We start from the raw sequence: 26,740 nt of genomic DNA, 5'->3' as shown, positions 1-26,740 counted from the left end.
ACCAGAGCCCGTGCTGCGCATTGCAGCTCATTGCATGCAGCAACATCGCGATCATGCCGGCCGCGAAACCAGGTCGTCGACGTCAGGCGCGAGCGGCGCCGCGTCCGCGACGGACTCGTCACGTCTCTCTCGGGCGAAGACCTCGCTGAAGGCGACGCCGAGCATGATCAAGCCGCTTGCCGGACCATAGGCCAGCACTGTGATGGTGAAGAGATTCATGGCCACCGCGAAAGACAGCTTGTAGATGTCCCTGGTCCTTGCGACCGCGAGGATGACCATGACCATGAACAACACGAAGATCGGCCCGAACATCAGGTAGGTGCCGAGGTAGAAATTATCCACCGGAACGTAATAGCTGAGCTTGTTCGAGAACAGCAGCTGCGGATAGTTGAAGCAACCGAGGCCGCAGCCGACGAAGAAGCCGACCGGCATGAGATCGGCCATGTAGACGAACGGCAACTGCCAGCTGTTGTTGACGCGGTCCTGCAGGCTGAACAGACCGCGCGACATGCTGACAAGCCCGTTGCCGGAGAACAGCGCGATCAGCACCGCAGGCACGAGGATCGACAGGAACGAAAGCAGCGCCATGCGTCGGAGCATGGGAAACTTCTCACGCTCGGGAACGAGGCGAACGATGATCAGGCAAGCGATGTAGATCACCATCACGCCGAGCGACGTCTTGTTCGTGGTCAATTTGATGGCGTAGAGACCGATCGGGGCCCAGAACAGGCACCACAGCAGGCTCCGGCGCACCGAGCTGATCGTGAACGATATGAACACGAAGAATGCGGCCATCGTGCTGTCGGCGGCCAGCCCCGCCAGGCGCGTCTCGGACGCCGACCACCACAGCCGCGTCGCCTGCCGCGTCGTGCCGAAAGTCTCGTAGGCATATCCCACCCAGGGCAACTGCATGCGGGACGACAATATGATCCCGACGATCGTCAGGTAGAAGATCGGGTGAAGCCACCGCAGCAGGCGATCGTAGTCGCCGAAATTGCGCCCGCAGAAGCAGAAGCCGACGAACACCGGCGCGATCATCTTGAACGACGACATCATGCCGCTGAAATAGCCGAGGAACACGTATCCGAGGTAAAGCGCAAAGCAGATGTAGAACAGCGTGAGGATCGCGACGAGGTTACGTCCCATCAGGACGTAGCGCTGCACGAAGGCAAAAATGCAGACCAGCGCGAAAATGTCGGGCAGGAACCACAACGGGCTGATCTTGAGAACGGCCAGATAATAGCGCAGCGCGCCTGCGAGCGCGTCGCGGTAGAAATAAAGCAAGAGCGCGATTGCCTCGAGACTGAAGAATGCACTGCCCTCCTGCTGGTGATGCCGGGGCAAGGCCACCGGATCGACGATGCGCCAGTCCGAGCTCGGTAGAGCCGAAGAATTGCCGGACATGCCCGTCACTCCGCCGCGACCACAGCGGGAACGGCGCGGCGATTGAAGAGCCGAAGCACGAACCGCGACCCCGGCATCTCGACCCAGAGATAGGTGAAGTTGGAGAGCACGAGCACGGCGGCCACGAAGGTGGCGAGCAGCAACGAGGCCGCCAGTCCGGGAAGAATGTTGTCCACGATTTGCAGGCGCCCGGTGCCCACGCCACGCGCGAAGTACTGGATGAGGACAAGTATCAGCGCATGCGTCATGTAGATCGAATAGGAGCGCTTGCCCAGCCAGACCAGCGGACGAACGGACAGCAGCTTCGGCAGGAGCCGCTCCGGAAACGCCATCAGCGAGCCCAGCAGGACGCCGAAAACGATCGGCGCCACGAAGCTGAGCCGTTCATCGAAGCCGACGACGGAAACCAGCACGATGGCGACGAAGGCCGCGCCGATCTGGCAGGCCGACTGAACCAAGGGGCTCACCGAACGACCTTTTCCCGAGACGAAACGAAGCGTGAGCACGCCGACGAAGAAGCCCAGAAAGCATCGGGTGAAGGCGTTGGTCTGGAAATCGAGCGTTTCATTCTTGAGTACAAAGATAATGAGAGCCGCGCCCATCACGGCCAGCACGGCGCTGAAAACATAGACGAGCTTGATGTAGCCAAGGCGCTGCGACACGACGACGACGGCGCCAAATACGAGATAGGTGTAGAACTCCGCGCTGATGCTCCAGCTCGGGCCGTTCCAGCTCAGATAGTCGAGCACGCCCATAGCATGGAGCAGGAACACATTCGCGACAAACGAGTACACATTGTTAACCTGGAGATCCGCCGCCTCGTTGGTCGAGAAGTGCAGCAGATCCAGTTCGGTGAGCGTGAGCCGCATCAGGCGAAACGCCAGAAACGCAAACAGCATGACGATGTGCAGCGGATAGATGCGCGCGATACGGCGCAAGGTGAACGTTCGGAAGTCGAACTCTCTGAACTCCGACTGCACGTAGCTCATCGAGATCACGATGCCGCTCAACACGAAGAACAAGTCGACGAAGAGCCAGGAATTGTGAAAAAACGCGACGTCGATCCAGGCGCGATGAGGCAGCGCAGCGGCGAGCGGATCCGATCCGACGAAGTGATGGACGACCACGCAGAGGGCGGCGAGGCCACGTACGCTGTCCAGCGGAACGTAGTGCGCCTTTGTTTGATGAGCTAGCACTTGATAGAGGCTCTACGATTCGACCAAAGCGAAATGCTGCGGTGCAATATAATGCCTCCACCGGGTGGTTTATTCAACTGAAAAGAGCCGCGAAGCGCCGATCTCGACCAGGACAGTGCACGACAGATGCGGCAGCAAGACGCCGGCCGATATCTTTGCTCCGACGACATGCTCATAAACTTCAATTCAGCTTTCGTGAGGCAACGGGCCTTGCGTCTGGAACAGATCAGGGCTGCACGCGCGAGCCGCTGCGCTCTTGTTTGCGATGTTGCGAATGGCCATCAACGACTCAGCCTCGCATTAACTTGATCTCGCGCGAGGTTCTGGTAGCTCCATCGCGGCTGAGCTGAACGACAGAGGGGCCTTTGGGCGCGATATCGCGATTTTTCGCCGCAGCGGTGTTTGTGCTGGCGCCACTTCCGCTCGGATCCCTCGACCTCGCGTGGATTTGCTTCTGGAATTTTCTGCTCGTTTGCAGCCTGCTGACCGCCGATCTTTCCGCCGTGAGCCGTCGCAATGCCATGTTGCTGATTCCATTGGCAGTGGCGGTAGCAGCAGTCTGTGTCATCGCGGTGTTGCAAACGTGGAGCGATCCTTCCATTGAATCCGCAGCGATCTGGGAACTGCCGCGGCGTTTTTTCGGGCTCGCACTGCCCGACCGTCTCTCGGTAACCGCGCGCGGACCGTGGCTGGCATTCGGATCGGTCCTGCTGCTGTCGCTCGCCTTCACGCGCGCCGTTATTCTTGCAAGTGATGCGGGAGCCGCACGTTCGCTGCTACGCATACTGGCATGGGCGGGGTGCCTGTACGCATTGTACGGAATTCTGGCGGAGCTGATCGCACCGGACATGGTGCTGTTCAGGCAGAAAGAAGCGTATCTCGGCTTTGCCACGGGGACCTTCGTCAATCGAAACACGGCGGCGACATTCTGGGGCACCTGCGCCCTGCTGTTTCTGGTGCCGCTTCTGCGCACCATGCACCGCCAGGAAGGCGGCCCGCCGGAGCAACCCGATTGGCGATCGCGGCTAGAGCAAATCCTCTCCGCGCCGGTGCCACTTGGAGCCGGCTTCGCGATCTGCACGATCGCGCTTGCCATGACCGGATCGCGGGCGGGCCTTCTGCTGTCGGTCGGCGCGTTCGTGCTGGCCATCATCCTTTATCTTATGCCGCTAGAGCTTGGCAGATCGCGGAAGTGGCTGGTCCTCGGGGGCTCAGCGGCAGCAGGGCTCGTGCTCTTGCAGCTCGTAGGCGGCCTCGTGGCGGGGCGAATCGTCGAACACGGGCTGATCGATCCTCAGCGGCTTGCTGCCTACCGGACCTCATTGGGGATCATCGTCGATCATCGGCTACTCGGTGTCGGGCTAGGCAACTTCGAAGCTGTTTTTCCCGCCATCAGGCCCGCAGAGCTCGGTAGTCTCGGCATCTGGGACCGCGCTCACAGCACGCCGCTGGAAATTGCCGTCGAATTGGGCATTCCCGCCTTCACTGTGATCGCGCTGGCCAGCCTCTGGTATTTTTACCATCTGTTTACCGGAAGCTTGCGCCGAAAGCGCGACCGCTACATGCCCGTGATCGGCGCCAGCGTCGCTGTATTGGGAGTTGCACATAGCTGCATCGATTTCTCGTTGCAGATACCCGGTTACGGCGTGTTTTTCGCAGCCATCGTCGGATGCGGCCTCGCGCAATCGCTATCGTCACAGATGCGAAAAGAACGTGGCAAATCAGTGCAAGTCGAGCTAAAGTCAAATTAATTGAAGTTTAAAGCCAAATTGATTGAAATGGGCAGGGCAATGAGCTGGAATTCTGGTAGGCGCTTCACTGTGATCGTTGGAGCGCTGGCGCTTTTCGCCGGAATGCCGGCAGCATTCGGCGCAACAGGCGTCAGCTCGGGCTGCGTTGCCAACACCGGCGCTGTTTCAGCCGAGCGCGCCACCGACTTTCTAGCCAATCCAGGCGGCCTGCTCGATCAGTTCAAGGACGGACAAGGCGGTCTCGCCTCGGCTGTCCGCGATCTTTTGACCGCGCGTCCCGAGACCGTCGACGGCATTGCCTCGTTGGCGAAGGCCAGCAGCGCCGATCAAAGCCGCGCCATTGGCGCCGGCCTCGGCACCGCCGCTTCGGTCTGCGTCCTGTCGCAGCCCGGCGTTGCCCAGCTGATCCAGGAGGCAGTTCTCAAGACCGAGAATCCCGACCTGATCCAATCGTTCACCAGCATCACCGGCGATATCCCGACCGAAGCGACCAACGGCGCCGATCCGACAGGCGAGACCACAGCCGGCGGCGGACCTGGTTCGACCGCGGCGGAGGCACGCGGTGGCGCAGCAACCTCGACCCAACCCACGGTCGTGAATCAGAGCGGACCCGGTCCGGCGTCACAGACGCTGTTTGCGGCGACCTCGACCGCCGTTCTGACCTCCGTAAGCCCGTCGCGCTGACGGCTGGAACCACTGCATTGGCAGTGAATTAACCACCCCGCTGAGGCCGGTTCCGCGACCGGCCTATTTAGCTACAATTGTAAATTTCCGCGGAACCAAAGCTCAAATCGTTTGTGAGATACCCGTAGCGTCAAAAAGAAAACGCGAGACGGGGATGTCATGAGCTGGATTATCAAATCGCTGGTCGCGATCGGGATCGCGTCGACCGGCACCGCCGCCAAGGCCGAGATGTTGAACGACAGTTCGCCCAATCAGGCGAAGGGTGCGTTCATCCGCGAGTACGACAATGCGCTCGCGCCGCTGCAATTCGTCAAGTTCTGCATGAACAACGACGCCGAATGCGCGGGCGACGCCGCCGACCGGACCCTGCCTTCGGGCGACCGGGCGATGAGCATGCTGCGCGAGGTCAACAGCTCGGTCAACGCGTCGATCACGCCGATGCAGAAATCGACCAATCCGATGGTGGCGCGCTGGAGCGTTTCGCCGTCCGCCGGCGATTGCAACGACTACGCGGTGACCAAGCGTCATCAATTGATCGAGATGGGTTGGCCCAAGTCGGCGCTGCGCCTCGCGGTTGTCCTGACCAATGGCGGCCAGGGCCATCTCGTGCTGGTCGCGCGACTTGCCGACGGCGACTTCGTTCTGGACAATCTTTCCGCTTCGGTGCGCCCCTGGAACACCGCGGATTACGAGTGGATCTCGATGCAGTCCGGCGGAAATCCGCGCTTCTGGGTCGCGATCGGCGAGCATGGCGAGCGGCTGCGCGCCACGCGTCTCGCGATGCTGCGCACCGTCGAATAGATCACGCGAAGTTTCGCACGAACCTCAATCAAGAGTTGCCGCAGGCGCGAGGAGATGGTCTCGAGACCGTTCCTCGCGCCTTTGCGTTGGCGCCTGCCTAAGAATCGTGCTTAACGCATGCAGATGTGAGCAATGTTTCGTTGAATCTGTGCCTGATCGCGGCACGAGCATCGTTCATGTTGAATCAGGATGCGCCGGCAAGGATAGCAATTTGGTCCGCTCTGGTTTATATTTTGCGCCGCACAAGAATTTGACATAGTTTTGGGCCATCAAGGACCTACCGGCCTAATCCCATACAGCATCAATAATTCGCAACGAGATATGAGCGCGATCCTCCTCAAACTCGATAACTTGTTGCGTGGTCCTCTCGGGGCCGCACGGACCGTCATGGTCGTCGCCATTGCGCTGTCCGCAATGCTTGCGATGCCGGCGCGGGCTCAATGCGTCGATCGCTCCGAGCGCGCACCTTCGAGCGCAGTCAGCGCCTTCATCGCGGACCCCTCGGTCCTCCTTCGGCTGTCGAAAAACGACAGAGACAAGCTGACGGGTCGGGTGACCGGCGTGCTAGTCACCGATATCGCGGCGCTCGATGCGGTTCGCGACATGCTGCGTGAAGCCAGCCAGGCCGATCGCATCGCAATCGGCGCCGGGCTCCATCGTGCCGAAGACCGTTGCGTGTCAACCAAGCCGGACGTCGCGCACAGGATCAGCGAATTCGTCAACAAGCTGCACGACGGCGCCGTGCTCAAGGGATATTTCGCGGACCAGGACGCAGCGAAGGCGCCTGCTCCGGGGAGCCCCACTCCACCTGCGGCCAATAATCTGCCGGCAGGCTCGAGCGCGAGCGCCGGCCTGATGTCGGGTGAATGGAAGACCGACGTCGCCGATCCGTTCAAACCCGTCCCCCTTCCCGAGTGACAATCAAGATTCCCAGAAATGTTTCAGCCACGAGATCAGTTTCCGCAACGTCCGAGATATGCCATCGAGGTCGGTGGCACGACGCTCAGCGCCGAGCGCGCTCTGGACATCGTGCGCCGCCAGTGGCCGCTGATCGTCGCCATCGTGGCCGCCACACTCGCACTCGTTCTCGTCTACCTGATCAGCGCAACGCCGATGTACACGGCGAATGCGCGCATCCTGATGGACACGCGTCAAACCCAGGTGCTGGACAAGGACAGCGGAACCGCCAACGCACTGATCGACCCGGGCTTCGTCGACAGCCAGGTCGAGATTCTCCAGTCTGACGACCTCCTCCTGTCGATCGTCCGTCGCCTGAAGCTCACCGAGGATCCGGAGTTCAACGGCTCGGATCCCGGGTTGATTCCGCTGGTCATCGGCAAGGTCATCTCGATGTTCGGGTCGGACGGCCCTGCGAGCAAGGAGCGGGTCGAGCGCGGCGCAGTCGAACTCATGCAGAAGAACCTGAAGGTCGAGCGCGTGCTGACGACCTATGTCCTCTCCATGAACTTCCGTTCGATCGATCCGAACAAGGCTGCGCAGATCGCCAACGCGATTGCGGACGCCTACATCGTGGGCGCGCTGGAAGCGAAATATCAGTCGACCAAGCGCGCCGGCGAGTGGCTCCAGCAGCGCAGCGCCGAGTTGCGTGAACAGGCGACGGCGAGCGACCGCGCCGTACAGACGTTCAAGGCGCAGAACAACATCGTGGGCACCAGCCGGGGCCTGATGAGCGAGCAACAGCTTGCGGACGTCAACTCCCAGCTCATTGCCGCTCATGCCGCGACCGCCGAGGCCAAGGCGCGCCTCGACCGAATCGAGGCGCTGCTCGACAAGGATCTCGTCCAGCCGACCGTGACGGACGCACTCAACAACACGGTGATCACGCGCCTGCGCGCCCAGTATCTCGACCTGGCGGCGCAATATGCCGACTGGTCGAGCCGTTACGGCAAGACCCACCAGGCGGCCGTGAACCTCGCCAACCGCATGGAAGAGCTGCGCAAGGCGATCGCGGACGAGGTCCGTCGTATCGCGGACGCATATCGCAGCGAGTACGAGATCGCCAAGAGTCGCGAGACGTCGCTCGAGGACAATCTCAAGAATCTCGTATCCCAGGCCGGCAGCACGAGTCAGGCGCAGGTCAAGCTGCGCGACCTCGAGAGCGCGGCGGATACTTATCGTAACCTCTACAACAACTTCCTCGAGAAGCTGCAGAACGCGACGCAGAACCAGAGCTTCCCGATCAGCGAAGCGCGCATCATCGGCACGGCGGTCAAGCCCGACAAGAAGAGCTCGCCCAAGACGCTGCTGGCGCTGGTCGGCGGCCTGCTGGGCGGTCTCTGTTTCGGCTTCGGGGCGGCCTTCACGAAGGAACTGATGAGCGACGTGCTGCGATCTCCGAGCGACGTCGAGGATCAGCTCGGGGTGAAATGCCTCGGTGTTCTTCCCGACATCCGCGCGGCGAGGACTTCGGCAGATCATCCGGAAGGATACATATCCAGCTACGTCGTCGAGCACCCGTTCTCGCGGTTCGCGGAGACGCTGCGGAACATCAAGGTGTCGATCGACGTCGCGCGCCTCTCGCGCGAGGTCAAGGTCATTGGAATCCTGTCGTCCTTGCCGAAAGAGGGAAAAACGACGGTCGCCGCCAATTTCGGTCATCTGACCGCGTTGACCGGACATCGCACGCTCCTGATCGACGGCGACCTCCATACCCGCTCGCTGACGAGGGCGCTGGCGCCCCATTCCAAGACCGGTCTGGTCGAAGCCCTCAAGGATCCGCGTTCGTTCGGCTATCACATCCAGCGCAGCAAGGAGAGCGGGCTCGACTTCCTGCCCTCCGTCGTCGCATCGCGCATGGTAAACTCGGCAGACGTTATCGCCTCCAAGTCGATGGCCGACCTGCTTGCGGTGGTGCGCGAGGAATACGAATACATCGTGATCGATCTGGCGCCGGTGATGCCAGTCGCCGACGCCAAGGCTGTCAGCCATCTCGTCGATGCGATGGTTTACGTCATCGAGTGGGGCCGCACGACCCGCAACGCGCTCCAGGAGTCGATGGCGAGCTCCGAAGGCATTCAGAAGAAGCTTCTGGGCGCCGTGCTCAATCGCGCCAATCCGAAGATGCTCAAGAGGATCGAGGCGTATAAGGGCTCGCACTACAACAGCTACTATGTCGAGGGAGCCTAGCGCCACCGAGCCGGCGACGCAGGCCGAGGGATCGGGGTTTCGCTGGCTTCTGCGCGGCTCGACCGTCGCACTCGCTGCGGTCACGCTGGCCTGGATCGCGTCCATTGCTCCTGATGTGACCAATCCCGCGGTTCCGCAGATTGCCGGCCGCGTCGCCCGCGGCGAACGCTATGATCTCGATCGGTTGAGATGGATCGTCGCGGACAATCTGCCGTCCGCTCGCCGGTTATGCAGCGCCAAGACGCTGCGCGAGCTGCTGCTGCTCCAGCTCGCGATCGCCGACGAATCGACGCGCGCAGGCGACCTGAAGCAGATCGACATCGACGCCGAGGCCGTCGCATCCACGAGCCGGGCCTTGCTGGCGTGCGCGCCGACCGAAGGGCTGGGCTGGTTCGGCAGCTACTGGGCCGAAATTCGCCAGGCCGGCTTCGGGCCGCGGACGGCTGAACTGCTCGGTCTTTCCTATCGCTTCGCGCCGCATGAGGCCTGGCTCCAGCTCATCCGCGCGCCGCTGGCGCTTCGCGTCTTCAATGCGGCCTCGTCCGAGCTCAGGGATTACGCCACTCAGGACTTCGCCGATATCTTCCAGGCCCGCCTGTTCCCCAGCGCTGCCACGCTCTATCAGGCGGCAGGCACGGAGGCGCGCCTCGTGCTGCTCGATCGCACCTGCACGGCGCCTGAAGCCGATCGGGACCTGTTCTCGCATTTCGTCGCGGAGAAGGGCCTGCGGATTCGCCATCGCTGTTATCCAGCCGATGGCGATGGCTTTCGTGTGAGCCGCTAAGCTATTTCAGCTCGGTCCGCGGCACGCCCTGCGGGGGACTTTCGGGCAGGTATTGCAGGAAGAACCTGGTCAGGCCGCGGCGGCTGCGCAGGATCGGCGATTCGAAGTACTTCCAGGACACATGCGCGACAGCGTAGGAGATCACGAAGCCGATGGCTGCGCCCGCTGTGATCTTCACGCTATCGGGCACCGACATCCCGCCATAGAGCGTAAGCGCCTTGCCGAGCGGGTTCGGGATGAAGTTATGAACGAGATAGAAGCCGTAGCTGATCTTCCCGAGATGCTCGAGCGGCTTCCACTCCAGGGCCTGAACAAAGACACTGTCCTGGTTGGCGCGAACCCACCAGATTAGCGCGACCAGGCAAAGCCCGATCGCAATGTCGATCGCGGGGGCGAGAGATGAAGGCGCGTCATAAATCACGCCGTTCGAGCACAGCATGAACCCGATGACGAGAAGGCAGACGAACGTGCCGTTGCCATTCGGAGCCCATTCCCGTCTCTGGAGATGCAAGATCGTCAGCGCGCCTCCGAACGCGATGAGGCTGAAATTCCACGGCGACAGGGTATGGATGGCCGTGTGATTGAAGCCCGAGGAATACATCAGGAAATGGCTGATCACGCCGAGAACGACGACGCTCATGCAGATGGCGAAGTGACGCTCCAGCGGCAGCAGAATGAAAAGGAAGGGTGCGAGCACGTAAAACTGCTGCTCGACCGAGAGCGTCCAGAGCACGCCGAACGGACCCGCGGTGCCGCCGATGACACTGCCGATCCAGTAGTTGGACAGGTACACGACGTGATAGCGGAAGCCGAGGTCGGGCCCCGCGTGCTGAAAATAGGACCGGGCCAGGAACAGGATGGCGAGCAGCGCATAATATGCGGGAAAGATGCGCGTCGCCCGCTTGACCCAGAAGGTGACGATTTCCGCCGCGGGCCGGGACGCGGCCGTCTCGGCCTTGCCTCGCTGCCTGTTGAGCTCGCCGATGATCAGGAAGCCGCTCAGGATGAAGAATATCCAGACGCCGACGCTGCCCGAGTAGAACTGCAGTCCGCACTTGTGATTGAGATAGACCAGGACGACCGAAAGACCGCGCAGCCCGTTGAAGCCCAAAATGCTGCCCGACTTCTCGGCGCTGGGGCGGTCGGATCCAGGTAGAGACATCACTGCTACTTCTCTTTGCACGGAGACCGAAAGCTACAGTCCCCTGGTTCTCAACTCGTTCGATTCTTCAGCCGACAGACGGCCGCCGGCAAATTCCGAAAGAAGGAAGAGCGCAACCTTGGGCCTGTCGATCTCGTACATCAGCCCGAACCTGTTCTCCGGCGGCTTCTTCTGCGGCTCGTCGAACAGCTCGTAGACCATCACGCTCTCGATCTCGACGTCCTTCTGGTTCTTCAGATATTGGAAGGTGTCCCGCAGTGACCGCAGGCATTGCTCCGTCAGCGCGTCACCAGGCCGATTTCCATAGGCCGGCTTGTAGATCTCGGCGCAATTGACTTCATTGAACGTCACCGGGCGGTGATAGGTCGCCAGCTTCTTGAAGAGATCGAAGGGCGGATTGCGTCCATTCCAGTGCCGATGCGGATTCTGCCCCGCCACCTCGTAGTAGTGGTAGGAGATCACGTCGTATTTCACGCCCCGGGACTCCATGAAGTCGAGGAAGCCCAGCATTGTCGACGTTGTGTTCAGCACCTTGCGCAGATGGCTTCCGGTCTCCCGGTTGATCTGGTCGATGGCATCGGACGCGCCGTGCAACACCTGCGCCCAGTCTTCCATCACTGGCATTTCGAAGTCTGCCGCGGTCATCCCGCGCCCGAACAGCTTTTTCCCGTCGGAATCGAGCGCGAGCAGGTTGATCTCGTTCTCAAGCTCCCAGTCGAACACATCGTCCTTGAACTGCCGGACGAACGCGTAGGTGCGGTCGTAGCCCTGCCTGTAGAGCGCGTCCCGGTCTCCCTTGGGGTACCGCCCCTTATCGGTGCGGTCACCGTAGCGGAAGGGGAAGTTGATCAGGGGATGAAGCGTGATCGAATATTTTCTGGCGAGCGCAATGGTTTGCCGAAACATCGGTGCTTCGACCGGCTCGGCATCCTGGGTGAGGTTGAGACCAGTCCTGTATTGCGTCAGGCCTCGCGACTTCATCAGCTGGAAGATCGGCTCGAGGTCCCTGCGCTTTTGCGGCGGCCCGCCGACGCCCCACTCCAACGCCATCGCATCGGAACAGGACACAACGATCGCCAAGGCGAGCAGCAACGGCAAGACGGCGAACTTGAAGACGGCGAACTTGGCGAGGGGATGGTTCAATCTGCAAAGCTCAGCGTTTGGGTGGCCCAAATGGCCAGATGGGCAGCAACGAATCGTGTGCTGCAAAATGCAGGCCGTTCCCCCTCTGCACGGACTGCGCGCGGGTCCGGCGCGACAGCGCGCGCCCGACGTCGGCCTGCCTCAGTAGGCTTCCTGATGGATCAACGCCAGCGCGGTCTTCAGGATGATCCTGATATCGAGCCAGATGCTCCAATTGCTGACGTACCAGATGTCGTACTCGACCCGCTTTTCCATCAGATCGATAGTCGGCGTCTCGCCGCGGAAGCCGTTGACCTGGGCCCAACCGGTCAGGCCCGGCTTCATGTGATGCCGGTACACGTAGTTGCTGATGATCGGGTCGTAGTAATTGTCGTGCGCGAGCGCATGCGGGCGCGGCCCGACCAGCGACATCTCGCCGCGCAGAACGTTCCAGAGCTGCGGCAGTTCGTCGATGCTGGTCCGCCGCAGCACGCGGCCGACACGGGTCACGCGCGCGTCGCTCTTCGTCGCCTGCGTGACGACATGACCGTTCTCCGCCACCGTCATTGAGCGGAACTTCCAGATATCGAATTGCTTGCCGTTGAAGCCGCGCCGGGATTGCTTGAAGATCACTTTGCCCTTGGAATCGAGCTTGATCATGATCGCGGCCGTGATCAGCAGCGGCGCCAGCAACAGAAGCGCGAATGAGGCAAGGCCGATGTCGAGGCAGCGCTTCTGCGCCTGCTCGAACACGCTGAGCGGCGCACGCTGGATCTCGATCGCGACCGTGCCGCTGACGGGCTGGAACGGACGCGAAACCAGATCGGCGATCGGGAAATCCGGCAGAAGGCGGATCGGCTGGGGAACAACGCGCAGGTGCTGGCTCAGCTTCTGGAGAAGCGGCATCTCATCCCAGTCGATGACCAGGAGATATTCTTCTACATCCGCCGTGCGTGCCTGACGGGTGATGTCGCGAATCTCGCGATCCCAGCCCGCGCCCTCTTCAGACGGATCGAGCACGAAATGCCGCACGACGTTGAAGCCGTGCTTGCGCAGATCCTTGAAGCGGGTCGAGGTGAAATCGAGAGGCTTGAGGCTGAGCAGCACGACCTTGCGGTCCACCAGACGGCCCTTGGCGTAGCCCGAGGTCAGCGCCAGACGCCACAACACGCGCAGCCCGCCCAGGGCAACACCGCCGGTCGCGGCGAACAGCAGCGTGGTTCCGCGCGACAGGTCCGCGGACGATTTGAGCAGGAACGCCTCGACGGCGAGAATGGTCAGCGAGATCAGCCAGACCGCCACGGCCTTGCGCAGCTGCCAGACCGTGTGCAGCAGACGATGGTGATCGTAGACGCCCTGGAAATAGGCGATCGTCACGAACACCGCGCCGACGACCAGACCTGCTCCGACCGATGAGTCCTGCTCGATCACGAGCACGCGATACAGACCGCTTGCCGCGAAATAGCTGAGCAGCACGGCGACGAAGTCTCCGGCGATCAAAGCCACTTGCAGGGGTCTTTGGAGGGCACCGCGTCGGTTCGATATAACCGAATAATAGTTTTCCGAACCGTAAGTTGCTACAGCCATCCGAACCTCGCTGCCTCGTCACGCCATTCGCAATCAGAATTGCGAGCAATCGATCTAAATTTTTCGATGTGCGCCGAAGTATATCTTAACTAAACAAAGCGACATTGCGGCAGTGCACCGAAAAAATCAAATCGATTTTTTATGCAATGCAGCGTCACAGCAAGAGAATGCTCAAACTGCTGTCACACACGTGACAATTAAGCGGGCATCACGCCGCGTTTCGTACCAAATCGCGTCATTTTCGCACAGCATTGTCGCGCGCATTTGAACGGCTGTTCAACCATGCCGCTTAAGCCGTTATTAGGCCGCGGCCATTAACACTCGTGACCAATTCGGGGAGTTGCGTCGTGAGTACGGTTGCCATTTTCAGTCTGCTGATCGGATCATTGCTGGGAGGCCGATTCCGAATCTTCATCTTGCCACCTGCCATCGTTCTCGGTGCGACGATCCTTGGTGCGGGCTCCGCCTGGCAGGGACATGATTCAGCTCACATCGTCGTGACGATCCTCGTCTTTGCATCGGTGCTCCAGCTTGGCTACTTCTGCGGCGCCGTTCTGGTCCGTGCGCGAACGGCAGCCTATCGCGGCAAGGCCGCACCATCGTTCGACAGCCGCAGCTTCGGCTAGCCTCGCGCAAGCTTGGGGACGGGTGATTCGCAGAGCTGGTGAATGATCGGCTAGGCGCACGCTTGCCCGCAGGGGTAGAAAAAAGAGCTGTCCGGGCACCCAAATTCGCCGATAGCATATTGACATCTCGGGCGAAGCTCTTTGAAAGAGTTGCACCCCATGTCCACGATTGCGCCCCGAAATTCGCCCCGGCCGAAGCTACCGAACGGCGTGCGCATCTATGCGATCAGCGACATCCATGGCTGCGCACATCTGCTCGAGCAGATGTTCGCCGTGATCGATGCGGACATGGCGAACAGCCGGCCGTATCGCGCGATCGAGGTCTTCCTCGGCGACTACATCGATCGCGGACCGGACTCGCGCCATACCCTCGACCTCCTGATCAACCGCAGCCGCCGCCGCAACACCGTCTTTCTCAAGGGCAATCACGAGGCCTACTTCACCTCGGTGCTGGAAGATCCCTCTCGCGCCGCCGAATGGTTTCAGTTCGGCGGGCTCCAGACCCTGATGTCGTACGGCGTGTCGGCCGCGCCCGGCCTTGGCAAGGACGAGTTGCCCGATCTGGTGCGCGAGCTCACATCCGTGATGCCGCCGGAGCACATCGCGTTCCTGCGCCAGTTGCGGCCGACCTTCACATGCGGCGATTTCTTCTTCGTCCATGCAGGGGTGCGTCCCGGAATTCCGCTCTCCGAGCAGCGCGAGCAGGACCTGTTGTGGATCAGGGACGAGTTCCTCCAGAGCAACAGGCGCTTCGGCAAATACGTCGTGCACGGGCATACGCCGGTGAAGCAGGCCGAGCTGCTCGAGAACCGGGCCAACATCGATACCGGGGCCTATGCCACCGGAAACCTGACGCTGCTGTCCATTCAGGGCAACAGCATGCTCGCGATCTAGCTGCCTCGCTCGCGCGCCGTACCAAGCGTCAGTTGGTGGGACTTGCCGCAGGCCGGTATTCCGGAAAGCGGCTCAGCATCGCTGCCTTCAGGAACTTGAAATGGGCGATCGAGGCGCCGAGCTCCTTGAGCCGCCGCTGGCCGTTCAGGATCTCCTTGTCGAACAGATCCTGGTGGTGATTGTCGAGCGCCTCGCGCTCGAGATATTCGTCGTCGCCGTTGCCGATCGTCACCGCAGCGCGCGCCAGCACATCCTCCACCCGGCGGTTGAGACCCGACTGTTCGCGCTCCGCTGCATGCAGCGCGTCGTCGATCGCAATCATGATGGCTTCAATGCGCGTGCGATCGGTTTCGGCATCGCGCTCCGGCGAGCGCGCGCGAAAGGTCTGTTCTCCCCCGAAACGATCTTTCAGGAAGTTATGGGTGCGGGCCCGCAGGAAGAGCTGAAACATGGGTGCATTTTCCGGTTCGAGGCGCCAGACCAGAAAATGGGCCCGGGATGGTTAACAAAGGTTGAATCCCTCCCGCCGCTCGGTGCGGCTTTGCGCCATCCAGGCCCGCCAGGCCCCCTCGTGCTTCTCATAGAGCTCAAGCCTGCGCCGCTCCCCGGCATCCGGCCACACATTGCGGCCGTCGGGTGCAGCCTGTACCTCGCCGGGCACCTGCTCGCTGTCGAGCCGCTCGAACTCGAACGTCTCCTCCGGCGTCAGGCCGATCAGGACGCGGCGACCTCCGCCGTCGACGAAATACCGGCGTGGCGCGTTGTTCGTCGGGCTCGTCATGGCGTCTCCCCGAAATCCCGTCATGATCCACCTCCCTCCGCCGCCATGCGAGCCGCAATACGAGAACGGCACGCCGGTTGTAAATCCTCAGAATGCACGCCCCGCCCTCGCCAATGAACTATTCTGCCGTAACGCGGTGGGGCTGTAGGGACGATGGAACGGATGACGCTCCGCGAGCTCGCGAGGCCGTACCGCGCACGTCGCGTAGCCTGCGCCAAAGCCAACGAGGAGCGAGACCAGGATCGCAAGCAGCATCATTCGCAATTCGTTCCAGTGACACAGGCAGTCTCATCTTCGAGTTGTGTCGACATCATGATCACCGCCGCTGATTTTCTCGTCATGCCAGGGATTTTTTGGGCAGCACCCTGCATGCGAGGTGATCCGACTCGTGCGTCAACCGAAGAACCAGAGGAACAATCGCACCAGCAACAGCGTGATGAAATATACCCATCCCGCCATCGCGATCAGCGCAACGCTGAAAAAGGCGCCTTCAAACGCCCGCTCTCTGAGCTTCGTGAGAGGAAGTGCCGCTCGCGCTTTTTGAAGCATCTCGGTCTTCTTGATTGTTGATTTTGATTTGTTCGTGTTCGTGCGCGCGCACCATAGCCGAACGAATTCGACGATCTCGTGACGACTCAACCGAGAAGAGTGCAATGCTGCTCGTCGGGATTGCTGCCGCATGCATCGCGATCGGATTCATTCTCGTTCGAAGCCGTTACGACCAACCGCGCCGATTCAATTCAAGTTGATCGTTCGAATCTATGTCGTGATCCCGAAGCAAATAGTTCCCAATCGCGCACAAGTGTTGACGCCAGCAACGCCCGCGCCATCCACTCTCAAGAGGAGAGTGCCGGCCTAAGCTCAAGAACATTGAAGGACATCATCCTGGCAGCGAACGGGTTCCCTGCTCTCCTCCATCACCGACGTGGTGTCCAAGCAGCCCCTGCCCGTCTTCGGCAAGCCGATGATCCAGTGCCTGCGATCCATCCTGACGTTCGCCGTTAGCAGGAATATCCTCATCACCACCACGCCGCAGGACCAGTCGCTGTTTCGGCCGCTGCTCGGCGACGGCTTCGGGATCGGCCCGCGCTTCTCCTGTACTCATCAGAACAGTCCGCGGATTGGCGGAGATGCCGAGCCTTGCCGCAGCCCGAGACGCGGAGTCGTGGTCTTCGGATATCGGCTGGCACCCTCCTGAGGATTTCGAGCGCGAGCTTGCGAAGTCCGCGCACCGGCTCTGCGACAACCGGACGTGGGTGGCAGGACAGCCTCGATGCCACCATCAAAGCGCGCAGATCGATCTTGGTTAGCGAAACTCCGTGGTTATACGGAGCGCTGCGCACCGATTTCATCCCGGTAAGGTTGAGCAGTTAGCTTAATCCGCGGTGTTTGTTGCGAATGCCAGCGGATCGCATATCCATCTTCGCACCGGGCTCCCCCAGGCCCGGCCCCACCCAAGCAAAGCCGTCGAGCGAACATGGGTCCGCTTGGCGGCTTTGTCGTTGTGTCGACGAGAGGATGAATTCGGTTATGGCGCGCAGGCCCTGGTCGTTCAAGGAAGACCGCCGGCTGATGGAATTGGCCAAGTCTTCGACTTCGCTGGAAGAGGCAGCAAAACTTCTCGGGCGCTCGCCCGATGCGATCAAGCGCATGGCCTTGCGCCTCGGCCTGTCGCTGAAATCCAAGGGCTCCAAGAAGGGCTAGCGTCCGCCGCGCGGACACTTCACGGACGGGCGCGTCTGCCTCATCAATCGATGAATGGCAGATGCCAATCGACACAGGTCGATCGCATTCAGCGCTCTCGATCTCGCCGCGCCCGGATGTTAGACTATCCAACGATGAAGATTGAACATCGTCCCTTTTCGGCGCAGAACGGTCGCCGGACCGGCTTCGGTCTCAGTTTGATAGATTGTTGGAGGAAGTACACCATGTTGTCCCGCGCACTCGCCGTAGCTTTGCTCCTGGCTCTACCTTCAGTGGCGTCGGCGCAAGTCCCCGTGCGGTTCGGATTTCCGAACGGCGCGCCGTGGTGCGCTTTTGGCTTCGACTGCCGATTCCTGAACTTCCGGGAATGCGCCGACTGGATCTACGATCCCGCGCGAAACTGCCTCAAGAATCCGTACTTCGCGGCCCATTACCCGACCAATGTCGACAAGGGCTGGTCCTACAATCGGCGTTGAACATCGGTCCCTGCTCACGGCTTGGTCACGCCGTCGGGCACGTTGCTGCAGGCCTGCCCGTTGCCGAAAGCGGAACTCTCGGCCGCCCTCCGCATTGTTTCCGAAACAAACGCGGGAGGCGGGCCGGCATGGCAAACTCTTTCCTTATCGGGATGTCGACCTGGCTCGGCATCAACATCCTGTTCATGGTGGCGCGGCTGTGGGTGACCCAGCCGAAGGACTGGCAGATCAATGCCAGCCCCCGCCAACTCAGCACCGTCCGCGTGAAATCGCGACTGTACCGCCACGTTTGACGTTGCCGGGACAATCGCCGGAAAGACCTTCAGGAACCGATCCGCATCGGGGCCGCCTGTGAACTCCGGTTCATGGGACGGGGAGCAGTGGTTCTAAACCTTATCTTAGCGCCTCGGCGGTTAGGATTCGGGTCATCTTCTCCTAAGCCCGCAGGCCGGGATGGCATCGGCACGGCCGAAATTCACATTGGCGGCGCTCGTGCTTGCGAGCATGGCGGCGTTCGCCCTCGCCGGTCACTTCGCCGCGACCCGCTTCATCCACAACCAGCAGGCGCACCACCTCGACGAACTGACCGAGGTCGTGCTGCGCCGGTCCGAATTCGCGGTCGATTTCGCAGCCGCAAGCCTCGACAAGCTCGCGGGCCGCGGGCTTGCCACATGCGATCCGGGCTCGCTTCAGGCCATCCGCCTGCACGTCTATCAGCGCTCCGCCGTGAAGGACGTCCGTCTCGTCAATTCGGATGGCTCGGTGATCTGCTCGGCCTATTCGGAGACGCTCGAATTCGACAAGGGCTGGGTCGAGCGCGGCGACATGCTCGCCTCGCGCGATTCCAGGCTGATGCTGTTCCGGGTCGAGCAGTTCGGCGGTGACGCGCTCGGCGTGCTCAGGGACATCGGCAACAGGAAAGCGCTGGTTGCGATCCTTGGCGTCAATGCCAGCCTGTTCGACATCATGCCGGCCGAGCTTCGCGCGCATGGCGAGGTGCTGCTGGCGCTCAACAACGGTGCACAGCTCGGCAAATTCATCCTCGACCCCGACAAGGCGCTGTCGCATCCGGTGGAGTTCGCAAAGAGCTCGACGCGCTATCCCCTGCGCACGGTCATCCGCATCAACAGGACCGTGCTCTCGACCTGGAACACCGAGGCCTACTGGCCGGCGATGGCCGTTGCACTTGCACTCGGCGTGCTGTTCGGGGTCCTGTTGTCGCGGACCCGGCGCGTCGAGGGTCCTGTCGCCGATCTCGATCGCGCTCTCGCACGCGGCGAATTCAGGCCGTATTTCCAGCCGATCTTCGATCTCAGAACAGGCCGCATCAACGGCTGCGAGATCCTGGCGCGCTGGCTGCGCGAGGACGGCACCATCGTCCCGCCGATGAACTTCATTCCGCTGGCGGAATCCAGCGGACGCATCGAAGCCATGACCTGGCAGATTCTCTGCCGCGCGCTGGCCGACCTCCAGCCGCATCTCAAGGCCGACAAGGAGTTCAAGCTGTCGTTCAACGTCGTGCCAAAGCACCTCTTGAGTACCGGCTTCGTCGAGACCCTGCGCAGCAACGTCGCCGCGGCAAAAGTCTCCGCGCGGCAGATCGTGATCGAAGTGACGGAGCGCGACGAGCTCGATGATCTCGCACGCGCCGCCGCGGTGGTGCGCGAGCTGCGCGATTACGGCTTCCGCGTCGCCATCGACGACGTCGGCGTCGGCCACAGCGGCCTGTCGCGGCTGAAGGGGCTCGGTGCCAACACCATCAAGATCGACAAGTTCTTCGTCGACACGGTCACGGCGGACGCCTCGACGACGACGATCGTGGAGATGCTGGTGGCGCTCGCCAGGGATTTCCACATGACAGTCGTCGCCGAAGGCGTCGAAACCGAGGAGCAGGTCTGCGCGCTGATCTCGTGCGGGGTCGAGGAAGGCCAAGGCTATCTCGTCGCCGCGCCCCTGCCCTTCACGAAGTTCAGCGAACTGGTCGCCTCCCGACGCGCCGCGATTGCCGCCGCAGCTCCGATCGACGGCGCGGCTCTGGTGGCCTGACCGCGCCCGCTGGCCCGGATTCGGACAAGCTGCCCTCCGGAGTGTACAGACCTTAACGATGTTCTCCGCTTTCGAAAGCGGCCGGCCGGCCGAACGGCTATGCTGGTGCCATGCGCCGCAACCATCTCACTGCAGCCGCTGCAATCTGCCTCGCGCTCATCATTTATGCGACGCTCGCCAAGCTCGCGGGCAGGCCGGCGCTCGCCGGTCACGCGGAGGCTTACTGGGTCGTCGTCATCGAGCGCTTCAGCGCCTACGGGCTGTTGGGCCTCCTGCTATCGTTCCTGCTGCCGGGGCGCGTCAAACTGGCCTGCACTTTCGTGGTCGCAGTTGCGGTCGGGCTCGAAGTCTTGCAGGCGGTGACGCCGGATCGCGATCCCCGGTTCATAGATGTGTTGCAGAAGGCGGCCGGCGGCACCGTCGGCGTCCTGCTGGCCCAGACGATCCTGGCTTTCCTGCCCAGATCGCCGTCCTAGGACTGCCGCGCGCAGCGGTCCGCCAACGTCCACGCAATGCACGAACGAAACGAAGTCCCTACTTCGCCATCTGCCCACGCAGCTCGCCGCCAGGATTGGCGGCCGTGTGGATGTTCGCGTACCACTTGCCGGCGAGGAGATCCGCGGCCTGGGTCTCGGTGAGGGTCGCCGTGCCCTCGATCGGGCTTTGCGCCGACTTGAACGGAAGCGCGATGCCGGCATTCTTGCCGGGCTCGCTGGGTCCATGGAAATGCGCGCCCAGCGCAGGCCCGCTGAGACCTGCATAGCTGACTGTGTAGGTCAGAACCTTCGTGTCCGTATCGTACGTCGCTTCCGCCTTGCCGGAACCAGAACTGGTGTTGGGCGGCACTTCGCTGCTGCCCTTGAGCTCCGCCTGCAATTTGACCATCTCGGCGCTGGCGACCGTCGCAAAGCCGAGCGGGAGCGCAAAAACGATCGCACCCGCCAGGTACAGAGCTCTCTTCATGGCATCCTCCCAGCCGTGACCATATTGGCCTTCCCGGTCCGGTGTGAAACACCGGCGGTCGCGCCAAATTCCGGCTGGACGATTATGCCTGATTCGAAGCGGCCCGACTGCTGCCGGCGCCGCGAACTCAAGCCACTCCGCGCCGCAAGCCCGGCTGGCCGGCCGAAAGAACCCCGGACATCTGCCGATGGGCATCACGCAACGCCGCGATCGCGTCATCGAGGTCGAATTCGGCGTCGCGGATGGTTTCGAAGAACCGTGCCATCAAGGCGAGGTTCAGCTTGACGCGGGTGTTCCCGTCGCGGCTCTTACGGCGATCGAGCGACAGATGCATCGCCTGCATCCTAGCCTCGGCCGCGCTACAACCGCCGAGTGTCGCGAGTTCGTCATATGTCATCCAGATCTGAGGCATGTCCCTGTCCGTCTTTTGTTGTGGGCGCCAACCTAGATTTCACCTCTAAAGGCACGGTTGCCGCGATGCGGCCGGGCGGTGTTTTCGCGACAACAGCGTCAATGCAAACCTAAGACGCCAGCGCTTCAGGACACTGGCGCTTTGGGCGGCGTGAACGGATGACGTGGCCGGGACCGGCCGTCGAGGCCCTTGGGCAGCTTGTCCGCATTGAGCTTCACGACCGCGCATTTGGCGTCGGCTGCCGGCGCATCTTCCTGGCTGTAGATCAGCGTCGCCTCGAACTTCACGTCGGGCGCTTCCTTGGCCGTTCCCGAACAGGTCGCCACCAGGCCGTTGCACACACCCGAGAGTTCGACCTCGACCTCATCAGGCCCAAACACGCTCAGCGGGCCGTCAGAATGCCGGTTCACGGTCAGGACGGCCGAGAAGTGGCGCTCATCGACGCGGTAGGAACCACCATAGGTAAAGAAGCTGTCGCGGCCCGAGATCCGGCCCTCGGCCAGATCCACGATGCCGGTGCCCTGACCACGGGGGGTCCTGAACCAGGCAGCGTATTTACCGTCTCTCAGCATGGGGAATTTCCCGACGTGAAAATTGACCTGTATTTGCGACCAACTCTGGGGCGCGACAATGACCTAACGGCCGGCCCTTCGGGCAAGGTTAATGCCCCGAAAACCCAATCCATCGAATTGCCGCCGACGCGCGACGCCGGCGGCGAACGTCAAAATAACTCTATGCCGTCATCCGCGGTCTCGACCGCTTCGACGCGACGCGTGGCGGCGATCGACGCAAGGCCAAGCGTTTGCAAGAATTCGCGGTGAACGTCCCGCTCGCGCTCCATCGTGTAGCGCGCGAAGAGATCGTCGAGCATCGCCTGATCCTGCGCCTCCGGCTGCGGCCGCTGCGCGCCAGCGCTCGCGGTCTCGAGGCGCGCAGCAACCGCTGGCAAGGCCGCGGAGCTCTCGCCTAGCGAATTCATCAGACCATGCGCCGAATTCATCAGGCCTTCGAATTCCGCGCCTTCATCGATGAGCCGGCCCATCAGCTTGCCGAGCCGCTCGTTGCCGACCTCGACCTCGCGCAGCGCCTGGAGGATCTGCGGCTCGAATTTGGCGAGCTGCGTGGGATCGCCCTGCACGCGGAGCTCCTTCAGCTCGTTCGCCGAGCGCTCGATGCCGTCGAGCACAGGCCGCAAGCGCCCCGCGCCCACAGAGACCTGGTCGGCGGTCGCCTTGAGCTCGTTGGCGATCACGACGAAAGCGCTGCCGCGGCTGCCGAGATGGCTTGCCTTGAGGCCGGCATTCATTCCGATCAGGGTGATATCGACGGTCGCCTCGGCGAGCCCGGCGATCGCCTGGCGAAACTTTGCCAGCGTGTCCTCGACGATGGCGAGCGCCTCGTCGACCGAACGGCCGGCGCTCTCGCAGGTGGCGATCAGGGTCGAGGCATGTGCCAGCGCCTGCTTGATGCGCGCCAGGAACGATGATGAGCCGCCATCCTCGTCGCCGAACAGCGTGCGGCCATGGCCGACGACATTGCCCGCATCGTGCAGGATGGCGGTGAGTGCGCGAACGATCTGGCCGATGTCGCCGCCGAATTCACGCTGGGCATCCCGCAGCAGGGCCGCCTGCAACTGGCAGATCGCGCGCGCGCCGTCGTCGCTCATGACTGGTTCAGGAACGAGGCTCGGGGACGATCCCGAGGCAAGTCCGAGACCGTGACAGACATGCTCGAGGCGCTGACGCGTGCTGTCGCCGGCCTGCAAGGAGATGATCGCGCCACCGACCGCCTCGGCGATCTTCTTCGTGCTGGTGCTGGCGAGATCGGCAAGCTGGCTGCTGTTACGCCGCTGGTCACGCAGGCCCGAATAGGCTTCACCAAGCGCGGAGCTCTCCGAGACCAATTGCTTGCCGTAGCGGCTCTCGAACTCCTTCTGCCGGGCGGACGCGGCAGCGACGGCTTCCGACAGTCTCTGCTGATCCTTCGCGCAGCCTTCGATCGATTGCTGCACGGCCTTGCCGAGGTCGTAAGCCTCCTGCGTGAAGGCGAGAAAGCCCTCGCGATCGCCGTCGAGCGAAGCCGCCTCGATCCGCGCGCTGCGTGCGATGATGGTGATCATCTGGATGTGCTTGAACAGCGGCTTGAGCAGCGAGGACGCCTCCGTCGTGCTCGTGCCGATCGTCGCAAGCAGGGCGCTCTCGGCCGGCAGCGCCTCTGCGAGCTCGCCGAGCCGCGCGGCGATCTCCTTCAACGCGGTGGCCGCACCCTCGATCTCGGCGCCGGAGAGTTCCTCCGAGAGCGTCGCGAGGCCCTGGTTCAGCTCCTTGAAGATGAGGTGGCCGCGACCGAGCTCGTGGCCGACCTGCGCGAAGACGTCCTCGATCCGCGACGAGACATCCTCGATCGCAGCGGTCGCTTCAGCGAGCGTGTTGGCCGGAATGGCGGACATCGCAATCAACCTGCCACCGCAACGTGTCCGGCCTGATACCAGAGCAAGATCTCGCGCGGGATATGATGCAGCGAGACCACCTTCTCGACACCGCCATGCGCGATGGCTTCCTTGGGCATGCCGAACACCACGCAGCTCTCCTCGTCCTGCGCGCGCGTCGAGGCGCCGAGCTTGCGCATCTCCAGCATGCCGCGCGCGCCGTCGTCGCCCATACCCGTCATGATCACGCCGAGCGCATTGGCGCCGGCATGCTGGGCCGCGGAGCGAAACAGCACGTCGACCGAGGGCCGATGCCGCGACACCGGCGGGCCGTCCTTGATCGCGATCTGGTAACGCAGGCCGATGCGCTGGAGCAGCATGTGACGGGCGCCCGGCGCGATATAGGCGCAGCCCGGCAGCACCGGCTCGCCGTCCTCGGCTTCCTTGACGCGGACCTGGCAGACGCTGTCGAGGCGCCTGGCGAAGGCTGCGGTGAACCCTGCCGGCATGTGCTGGACGATGACAATGGGAGGGCAGTGCGGCGGCAGCATCTCGAGGACGTCGTTGAGCGCTTCGGTCCCGCCGGTCGATGCACCGATGCATACGATGCGCTCCGTCGTCGGCCGGACCCTGCCCTGCACCGGCGGCGGGATGATGGCGTCGGCCGTGAGCTTCTTCTCGATCCCCCGACGCTCCGAGCGCGGCCGCACCCGCGCGCGCGCTGCCGATTTCACGGCCTCGCGCAGCCGCGTCGAGCATTCGAGTAGCGCCTGCCGCGTGTCGATCTTCGGCTTCGGCACGATGTCGACCGCGCCCGCCTCGAACGCCTCGAACATCACGTTCGAACCTTCCTCGGTGAGCGAGGAGCAGATGATCACCGGGATCGGACGCTGCGCCATGATCTTGCGCAGGAACGTCATGCCGTCCATGCGCGGCATTTCCAGGTCGAGGATCATGACATCCGGGATTTCGTTCTGGAGGCGGCGCGCCGCCGCGAACGGATCCGAGGCCGTCCCCATCACCTCGATGTCAGGATCGTCGTTGAGGATCGTTTGCAGGATTTGGCGCACCGACGCCGAATCGTCCACGATCAGTACGCGAACTTTCTCCCTCGGCATTTTGGTTGCGCTCCGGCTAGACCTTGAAAATGGTTGGCTGAACTTGCTTCAAACCCGGCACGGCACTGTGAATCATCGATTCCGAATGGCCGACCAGAAGATAACCGCCTGGCCGCAAATGGCTGCACAATTGCTCGATCACCTTGCGCTGCGTCTCGCGCTCGAAATAGATCAGGACGTTGCGGCAGAAGATGATGTCCACGTCGCGATCGACGGGATAGGACGCATCCATGAGGTTCATCCGCATGAAATGCGTCATGCGCCGTAATTCCGGCACCACACGCACCTCGCCGCGCGACTTGTCCCGCGACGACAAAAAATACCGTTTCACGAAGGGCTCCGGCACCGGAGCAAGCACGTCGCGGGTGTAGATCGCGGTCTTGGCAAGGCGCAGCACCGCGGTCGAAATGTCCGTCCCGAGGATGCGGTACTGAAACCGCGAGCCGTTCCGCGTCATGTCGTCCAGCACCATGGCGGTGGTGTAGGCTTCCATGCCGGTGGAGCTTGCCGAGCTCCAGATCTTCAGGTTCGCATTCCTGCGGCCATGCGATTTCAGCAGAGCGGGGATTGCGACCTCTCGCATAAAGGTGAAGTGCTGCGGCTCACGGAAGAAGTCGGTCTTGTTGGTCGTCACCACGTCGATGAGATGGGTGAGCTCGGTGTCGAAATGTTCGGCCTCGAACAGGTTGTCGACATATTCGTTGAGGTCGGAAAAGTTCAGCGCGCGTACGCGCTTGTGCAGCCTCCCCTCCAGCATCAGCCGCTTGCCCTGCGGCAGCTTGATGCCGACCTGGCCCTCGATCAATTCGGCAATGGTCCGGAAGTGACGGTCCGACAGATGGACGGCCGTATCCTGCACGGCGGGCATCATGGCTGAATGCCCCGATCCGCGATGGCCGCCTGCAATGAATGTCGGGCCAAACGGGCCATCCTGAATCCTACACGTCTACGCAGTTACTGAGGGCGGATCGGCCCACCCGTGACGGGCAGGCCGATCCCTTAAATCGTCTCAGCGCTGGAAATCAGCGTCCCGATCGTCCTCGCCATCGTTCATGTCGAAAGCGAAGCCGCCGCCACCGGCCGCCCTCACGGCGCGCGCCGGCCTGGCCTGCGGCTTCTTGGCCGGACGCTCGACGGCCGCCATGGTCGCCGCCTTGGCGCGGAGCTGATTGACCGCGCGGTCGATCGGTGCAGCCGCCTGGCTGCGTCCCTGCTCGATACGGAAATAGGCGATGGTCGACTGAAGCTGTTCGGCCTGCGAGGCCAGCTCTTCCGAGGTCGAGGACACCTGCTCGGACGCGCTGGCATTCTGCTGGCCGACCTTGTCGAGCTGCTGGATTGCCTGGTTGATCTGGGCCGAACCGACGTCCTGCTCGCGGCAGGCGGCGGTGATTTCCTCGACGAGCTCCGCCGTCCTCTTGATGTCGGGGACGAGCTTGGAAAGCATATTGCCGGCTTCCTGCGCAACCTTGACGGTTTCAGTCGACAGCGTGCCGATCTCGGCCGCGGCCGCCTGGCTGCGTTCGGCAAGCTTGCGTACTTCGGAGGCGACCACCGCAAAGCCCTTGCCATGCTCCCCGGCGCGCGCGGCCTCGACCGCGGCGTTGAGCGCGAGCAGATCGGTCTGGCGCGCGATCTCCTGCACGATCGTGAT

At 62.3% G+C, this 26,740-nt stretch carries 29 protein-coding genes; 14 read left to right on the top strand and 15 right to left on the bottom strand.

Annotation, left to right across the window (positions count from 1 at the left end; all coding sequences use genetic code 11):
• Positions 1-51 precede the first annotated feature (51 nt).
• Together JQ627_RS29335 and JQ627_RS29330 are read right to left on the bottom strand one after the other, a co-directional pair.
• Positions 52-1,404: a hypothetical protein gene (locus JQ627_RS29335; RefSeq protein WP_212487858.1), complete on the bottom strand. Its 1,353-nt coding sequence runs from the start codon at positions 1,402-1,404 to the stop codon at positions 52-54.
• A gap of 5 nt (positions 1,405-1,409) precedes the next feature.
• Positions 1,410-2,600: an acyltransferase gene (locus JQ627_RS29330; RefSeq protein WP_212487857.1), complete on the bottom strand. Its 1,191-nt coding sequence runs from the start codon at positions 2,598-2,600 to the stop codon at positions 1,410-1,412.
• Positions 2,601-2,965: 365 nt separating this feature from the next.
• Here JQ627_RS29330 and JQ627_RS29325 point away from each other — a divergent pair, with 365 nt between their 5' ends.
• From JQ627_RS29325 to JQ627_RS29300, 6 genes are all read left to right on the top strand, one after another.
• Entirely contained in the window at positions 2,966-4,351 is a 1,386-nt protein-coding gene (locus JQ627_RS29325; protein WP_212487856.1) for an O-antigen ligase, read from the top strand.
• A gap of 102 nt (positions 4,352-4,453) precedes the next feature.
• Positions 4,454-5,035, top strand: coding sequence for a hypothetical protein (locus JQ627_RS29320; RefSeq protein ID WP_249143477.1), 582 nt, complete (start codon positions 4,454-4,456; stop codon positions 5,033-5,035).
• 159 nt (positions 5,036-5,194) lie between these two features.
• Positions 5,195-5,836, top strand: a complete 642-nt coding sequence (locus tag JQ627_RS29315) for a transglutaminase-like cysteine peptidase (RefSeq protein WP_212487855.1) — start codon at positions 5,195-5,197, stop codon at positions 5,834-5,836.
• A gap of 321 nt (positions 5,837-6,157) precedes the next feature.
• Positions 6,158-6,754, top strand: a complete 597-nt coding sequence (locus tag JQ627_RS29310) for a hypothetical protein (protein WP_212487854.1) — start codon at positions 6,158-6,160, stop codon at positions 6,752-6,754.
• Between the two features lie 18 nt (positions 6,755-6,772).
• Positions 6,773-8,983 (top strand): GNVR domain-containing protein, encoded by a 2,211-nt coding sequence (locus tag JQ627_RS29305; RefSeq protein ID WP_212487853.1) that lies wholly within the window; start codon positions 6,773-6,775, stop codon positions 8,981-8,983.
• Positions 8,967-9,767, top strand: a complete 801-nt coding sequence (locus tag JQ627_RS29300; RefSeq protein WP_212487852.1) for a hypothetical protein — start codon at positions 8,967-8,969, stop codon at positions 9,765-9,767. The genes JQ627_RS29305 and JQ627_RS29300 overlap by 17 nt, the downstream gene beginning before the upstream one ends.
• A gap of 1 nt (position 9,768) precedes the next feature.
• On the opposite strand, the gene JQ627_RS29295 is transcribed toward JQ627_RS29300, so the two are convergent.
• The 3 genes from JQ627_RS29295 to JQ627_RS29285 form a co-directional block, all read right to left on the bottom strand.
• Entirely contained in the window at positions 9,769-10,929 is a 1,161-nt protein-coding gene (locus JQ627_RS29295; RefSeq protein WP_212487851.1) for an acyltransferase, read from the bottom strand.
• Positions 10,930-10,962: 33 nt separating this feature from the next.
• Positions 10,963-12,072 carry a glycosyl hydrolase 53 family protein gene (locus JQ627_RS29290; protein ID WP_212487850.1) on the bottom strand — a complete coding sequence of 370 codons (1,110 nt, stop codon included), beginning with the start codon at positions 12,070-12,072 and terminating at the stop codon, positions 10,963-10,965.
• Between the two features lie 141 nt (positions 12,073-12,213).
• Complete coding sequence (locus tag JQ627_RS29285) at positions 12,214-13,638, bottom strand: undecaprenyl-phosphate glucose phosphotransferase (RefSeq protein WP_249143476.1); 1,425 nt, start codon at positions 13,636-13,638, stop codon at positions 12,214-12,216.
• Between the two features lie 347 nt (positions 13,639-13,985).
• Here JQ627_RS29285 and JQ627_RS29280 point away from each other — a divergent pair, with 347 nt between their 5' ends.
• Together JQ627_RS29280 and JQ627_RS29275 are read left to right on the top strand one after the other, a co-directional pair.
• A complete protein-coding gene (locus JQ627_RS29280) occupies positions 13,986-14,264 on the top strand; it encodes a hypothetical protein (protein ID WP_312015817.1) in 279 nt (92 codons plus the stop codon).
• Positions 14,265-14,423: 159 nt separating this feature from the next.
• Entirely contained in the window at positions 14,424-15,158 is a 735-nt protein-coding gene (locus JQ627_RS29275; protein WP_212487848.1) for a metallophosphoesterase family protein, read from the top strand.
• 28 nt (positions 15,159-15,186) lie between these two features.
• Here JQ627_RS29275 and JQ627_RS29270 read toward each other — a convergent pair whose 3' ends face one another.
• The 3 genes from JQ627_RS29270 to JQ627_RS29260 all read right to left on the bottom strand — a co-directional run bounded on the left by JQ627_RS29270 (position 15,187) and on the right by JQ627_RS29260 (position 16,620).
• A complete protein-coding gene (locus JQ627_RS29270; protein WP_212487847.1) occupies positions 15,187-15,609 on the bottom strand; it encodes a hypothetical protein in 423 nt (140 codons plus the stop codon).
• A gap of 51 nt (positions 15,610-15,660) precedes the next feature.
• Positions 15,661-15,939 carry a hypothetical protein gene (locus JQ627_RS29265; RefSeq protein ID WP_249143475.1) on the bottom strand — a complete coding sequence of 93 codons (279 nt, stop codon included), beginning with the start codon at positions 15,937-15,939 and terminating at the stop codon, positions 15,661-15,663.
• Between the two features lie 393 nt (positions 15,940-16,332).
• The gene (locus tag JQ627_RS29260; protein ID WP_212487958.1) at positions 16,333-16,620 is read right to left on the bottom strand and encodes a hypothetical protein; all 288 of its coding nucleotides are present in this window, start codon (positions 16,618-16,620) and stop codon (positions 16,333-16,335) included.
• A gap of 244 nt (positions 16,621-16,864) precedes the next feature.
• Between JQ627_RS29260 and JQ627_RS39815 the strand changes: the two genes are divergently transcribed.
• The 6 genes from JQ627_RS39815 (at position 16,865) to JQ627_RS29230 (ending at position 20,641) form a co-directional block, all read left to right on the top strand.
• Positions 16,865-17,137 (top strand): hypothetical protein, encoded by a 273-nt coding sequence (locus JQ627_RS39815; RefSeq protein ID WP_409363825.1) that lies wholly within the window; start codon positions 16,865-16,867, stop codon positions 17,135-17,137.
• Between the two features lie 320 nt (positions 17,138-17,457).
• The gene (locus JQ627_RS29250; RefSeq protein ID WP_212487957.1) at positions 17,458-17,643 is read left to right on the top strand and encodes a hypothetical protein; all 186 of its coding nucleotides are present in this window, start codon (positions 17,458-17,460) and stop codon (positions 17,641-17,643) included.
• A 224-nt stretch (positions 17,644-17,867) separates the two neighbouring features.
• Positions 17,868-18,119 carry a hypothetical protein gene (locus tag JQ627_RS29245; protein ID WP_212487844.1) on the top strand — a complete coding sequence of 84 codons (252 nt, stop codon included), beginning with the start codon at positions 17,868-17,870 and terminating at the stop codon, positions 18,117-18,119.
• Between the two features lie 128 nt (positions 18,120-18,247).
• Positions 18,248-18,412, top strand: a complete 165-nt coding sequence (locus JQ627_RS29240) for a hypothetical protein (protein ID WP_212487843.1) — start codon at positions 18,248-18,250, stop codon at positions 18,410-18,412.
• Between the two features lie 160 nt (positions 18,413-18,572).
• Positions 18,573-20,165, top strand: a complete 1,593-nt coding sequence (locus JQ627_RS29235) for an EAL domain-containing protein (RefSeq protein ID WP_212487842.1) — start codon at positions 18,573-18,575, stop codon at positions 20,163-20,165.
• Positions 20,166-20,275: 110 nt separating this feature from the next.
• The gene (locus JQ627_RS29230; protein WP_212487841.1) at positions 20,276-20,641 is read left to right on the top strand and encodes a VanZ family protein; all 366 of its coding nucleotides are present in this window, start codon (positions 20,276-20,278) and stop codon (positions 20,639-20,641) included.
• 58 nt (positions 20,642-20,699) lie between these two features.
• Here JQ627_RS29230 and JQ627_RS29225 read toward each other — a convergent pair whose 3' ends face one another.
• From JQ627_RS29225 to JQ627_RS29195, 7 genes are all read right to left on the bottom strand, one after another.
• Positions 20,700-21,128: a CHRD domain-containing protein gene (locus JQ627_RS29225; protein WP_212487840.1), complete on the bottom strand. Its 429-nt coding sequence runs from the start codon at positions 21,126-21,128 to the stop codon at positions 20,700-20,702.
• Positions 21,129-21,255: 127 nt separating this feature from the next.
• Positions 21,256-21,471 (bottom strand): hypothetical protein, encoded by a 216-nt coding sequence (locus JQ627_RS29220; RefSeq protein WP_249143474.1) that lies wholly within the window; start codon positions 21,469-21,471, stop codon positions 21,256-21,258.
• Positions 21,472-21,665: 194 nt separating this feature from the next.
• Positions 21,666-22,112, bottom strand: a complete 447-nt coding sequence (locus tag JQ627_RS29215; protein ID WP_212487838.1) for a hypothetical protein — start codon at positions 22,110-22,112, stop codon at positions 21,666-21,668.
• 149 nt (positions 22,113-22,261) lie between these two features.
• Positions 22,262-23,989: a chemotaxis protein gene (locus JQ627_RS29210; protein WP_212487837.1), complete on the bottom strand. Its 1,728-nt coding sequence runs from the start codon at positions 23,987-23,989 to the stop codon at positions 22,262-22,264.
• A 5-nt stretch (positions 23,990-23,994) separates the two neighbouring features.
• Entirely contained in the window at positions 23,995-25,086 is a 1,092-nt protein-coding gene (locus JQ627_RS29205; RefSeq protein ID WP_212487836.1) for a chemotaxis response regulator protein-glutamate methylesterase, read from the bottom strand.
• Positions 25,087-25,102: 16 nt separating this feature from the next.
• Positions 25,103-25,957 carry a protein-glutamate O-methyltransferase CheR gene (locus JQ627_RS29200; RefSeq protein WP_212487835.1) on the bottom strand — a complete coding sequence of 285 codons (855 nt, stop codon included), beginning with the start codon at positions 25,955-25,957 and terminating at the stop codon, positions 25,103-25,105.
• A gap of 138 nt (positions 25,958-26,095) precedes the next feature.
• Positions 26,096-26,740: methyl-accepting chemotaxis protein (locus JQ627_RS29195; RefSeq protein ID WP_249143473.1), on the bottom strand; the 645-nt coding region annotated here is incomplete at its 5' end.

The organism is Bradyrhizobium liaoningense (genome assembly GCF_018130785.1).
Taxonomy (GTDB): Bacteria; Pseudomonadota; Alphaproteobacteria; order Rhizobiales; family Xanthobacteraceae; genus Bradyrhizobium; species Bradyrhizobium liaoningense_A.
The sequence above is the reverse complement of the archived record's forward strand: the minus strand, read 5'-3'. Positions and strand labels throughout refer to the sequence as shown.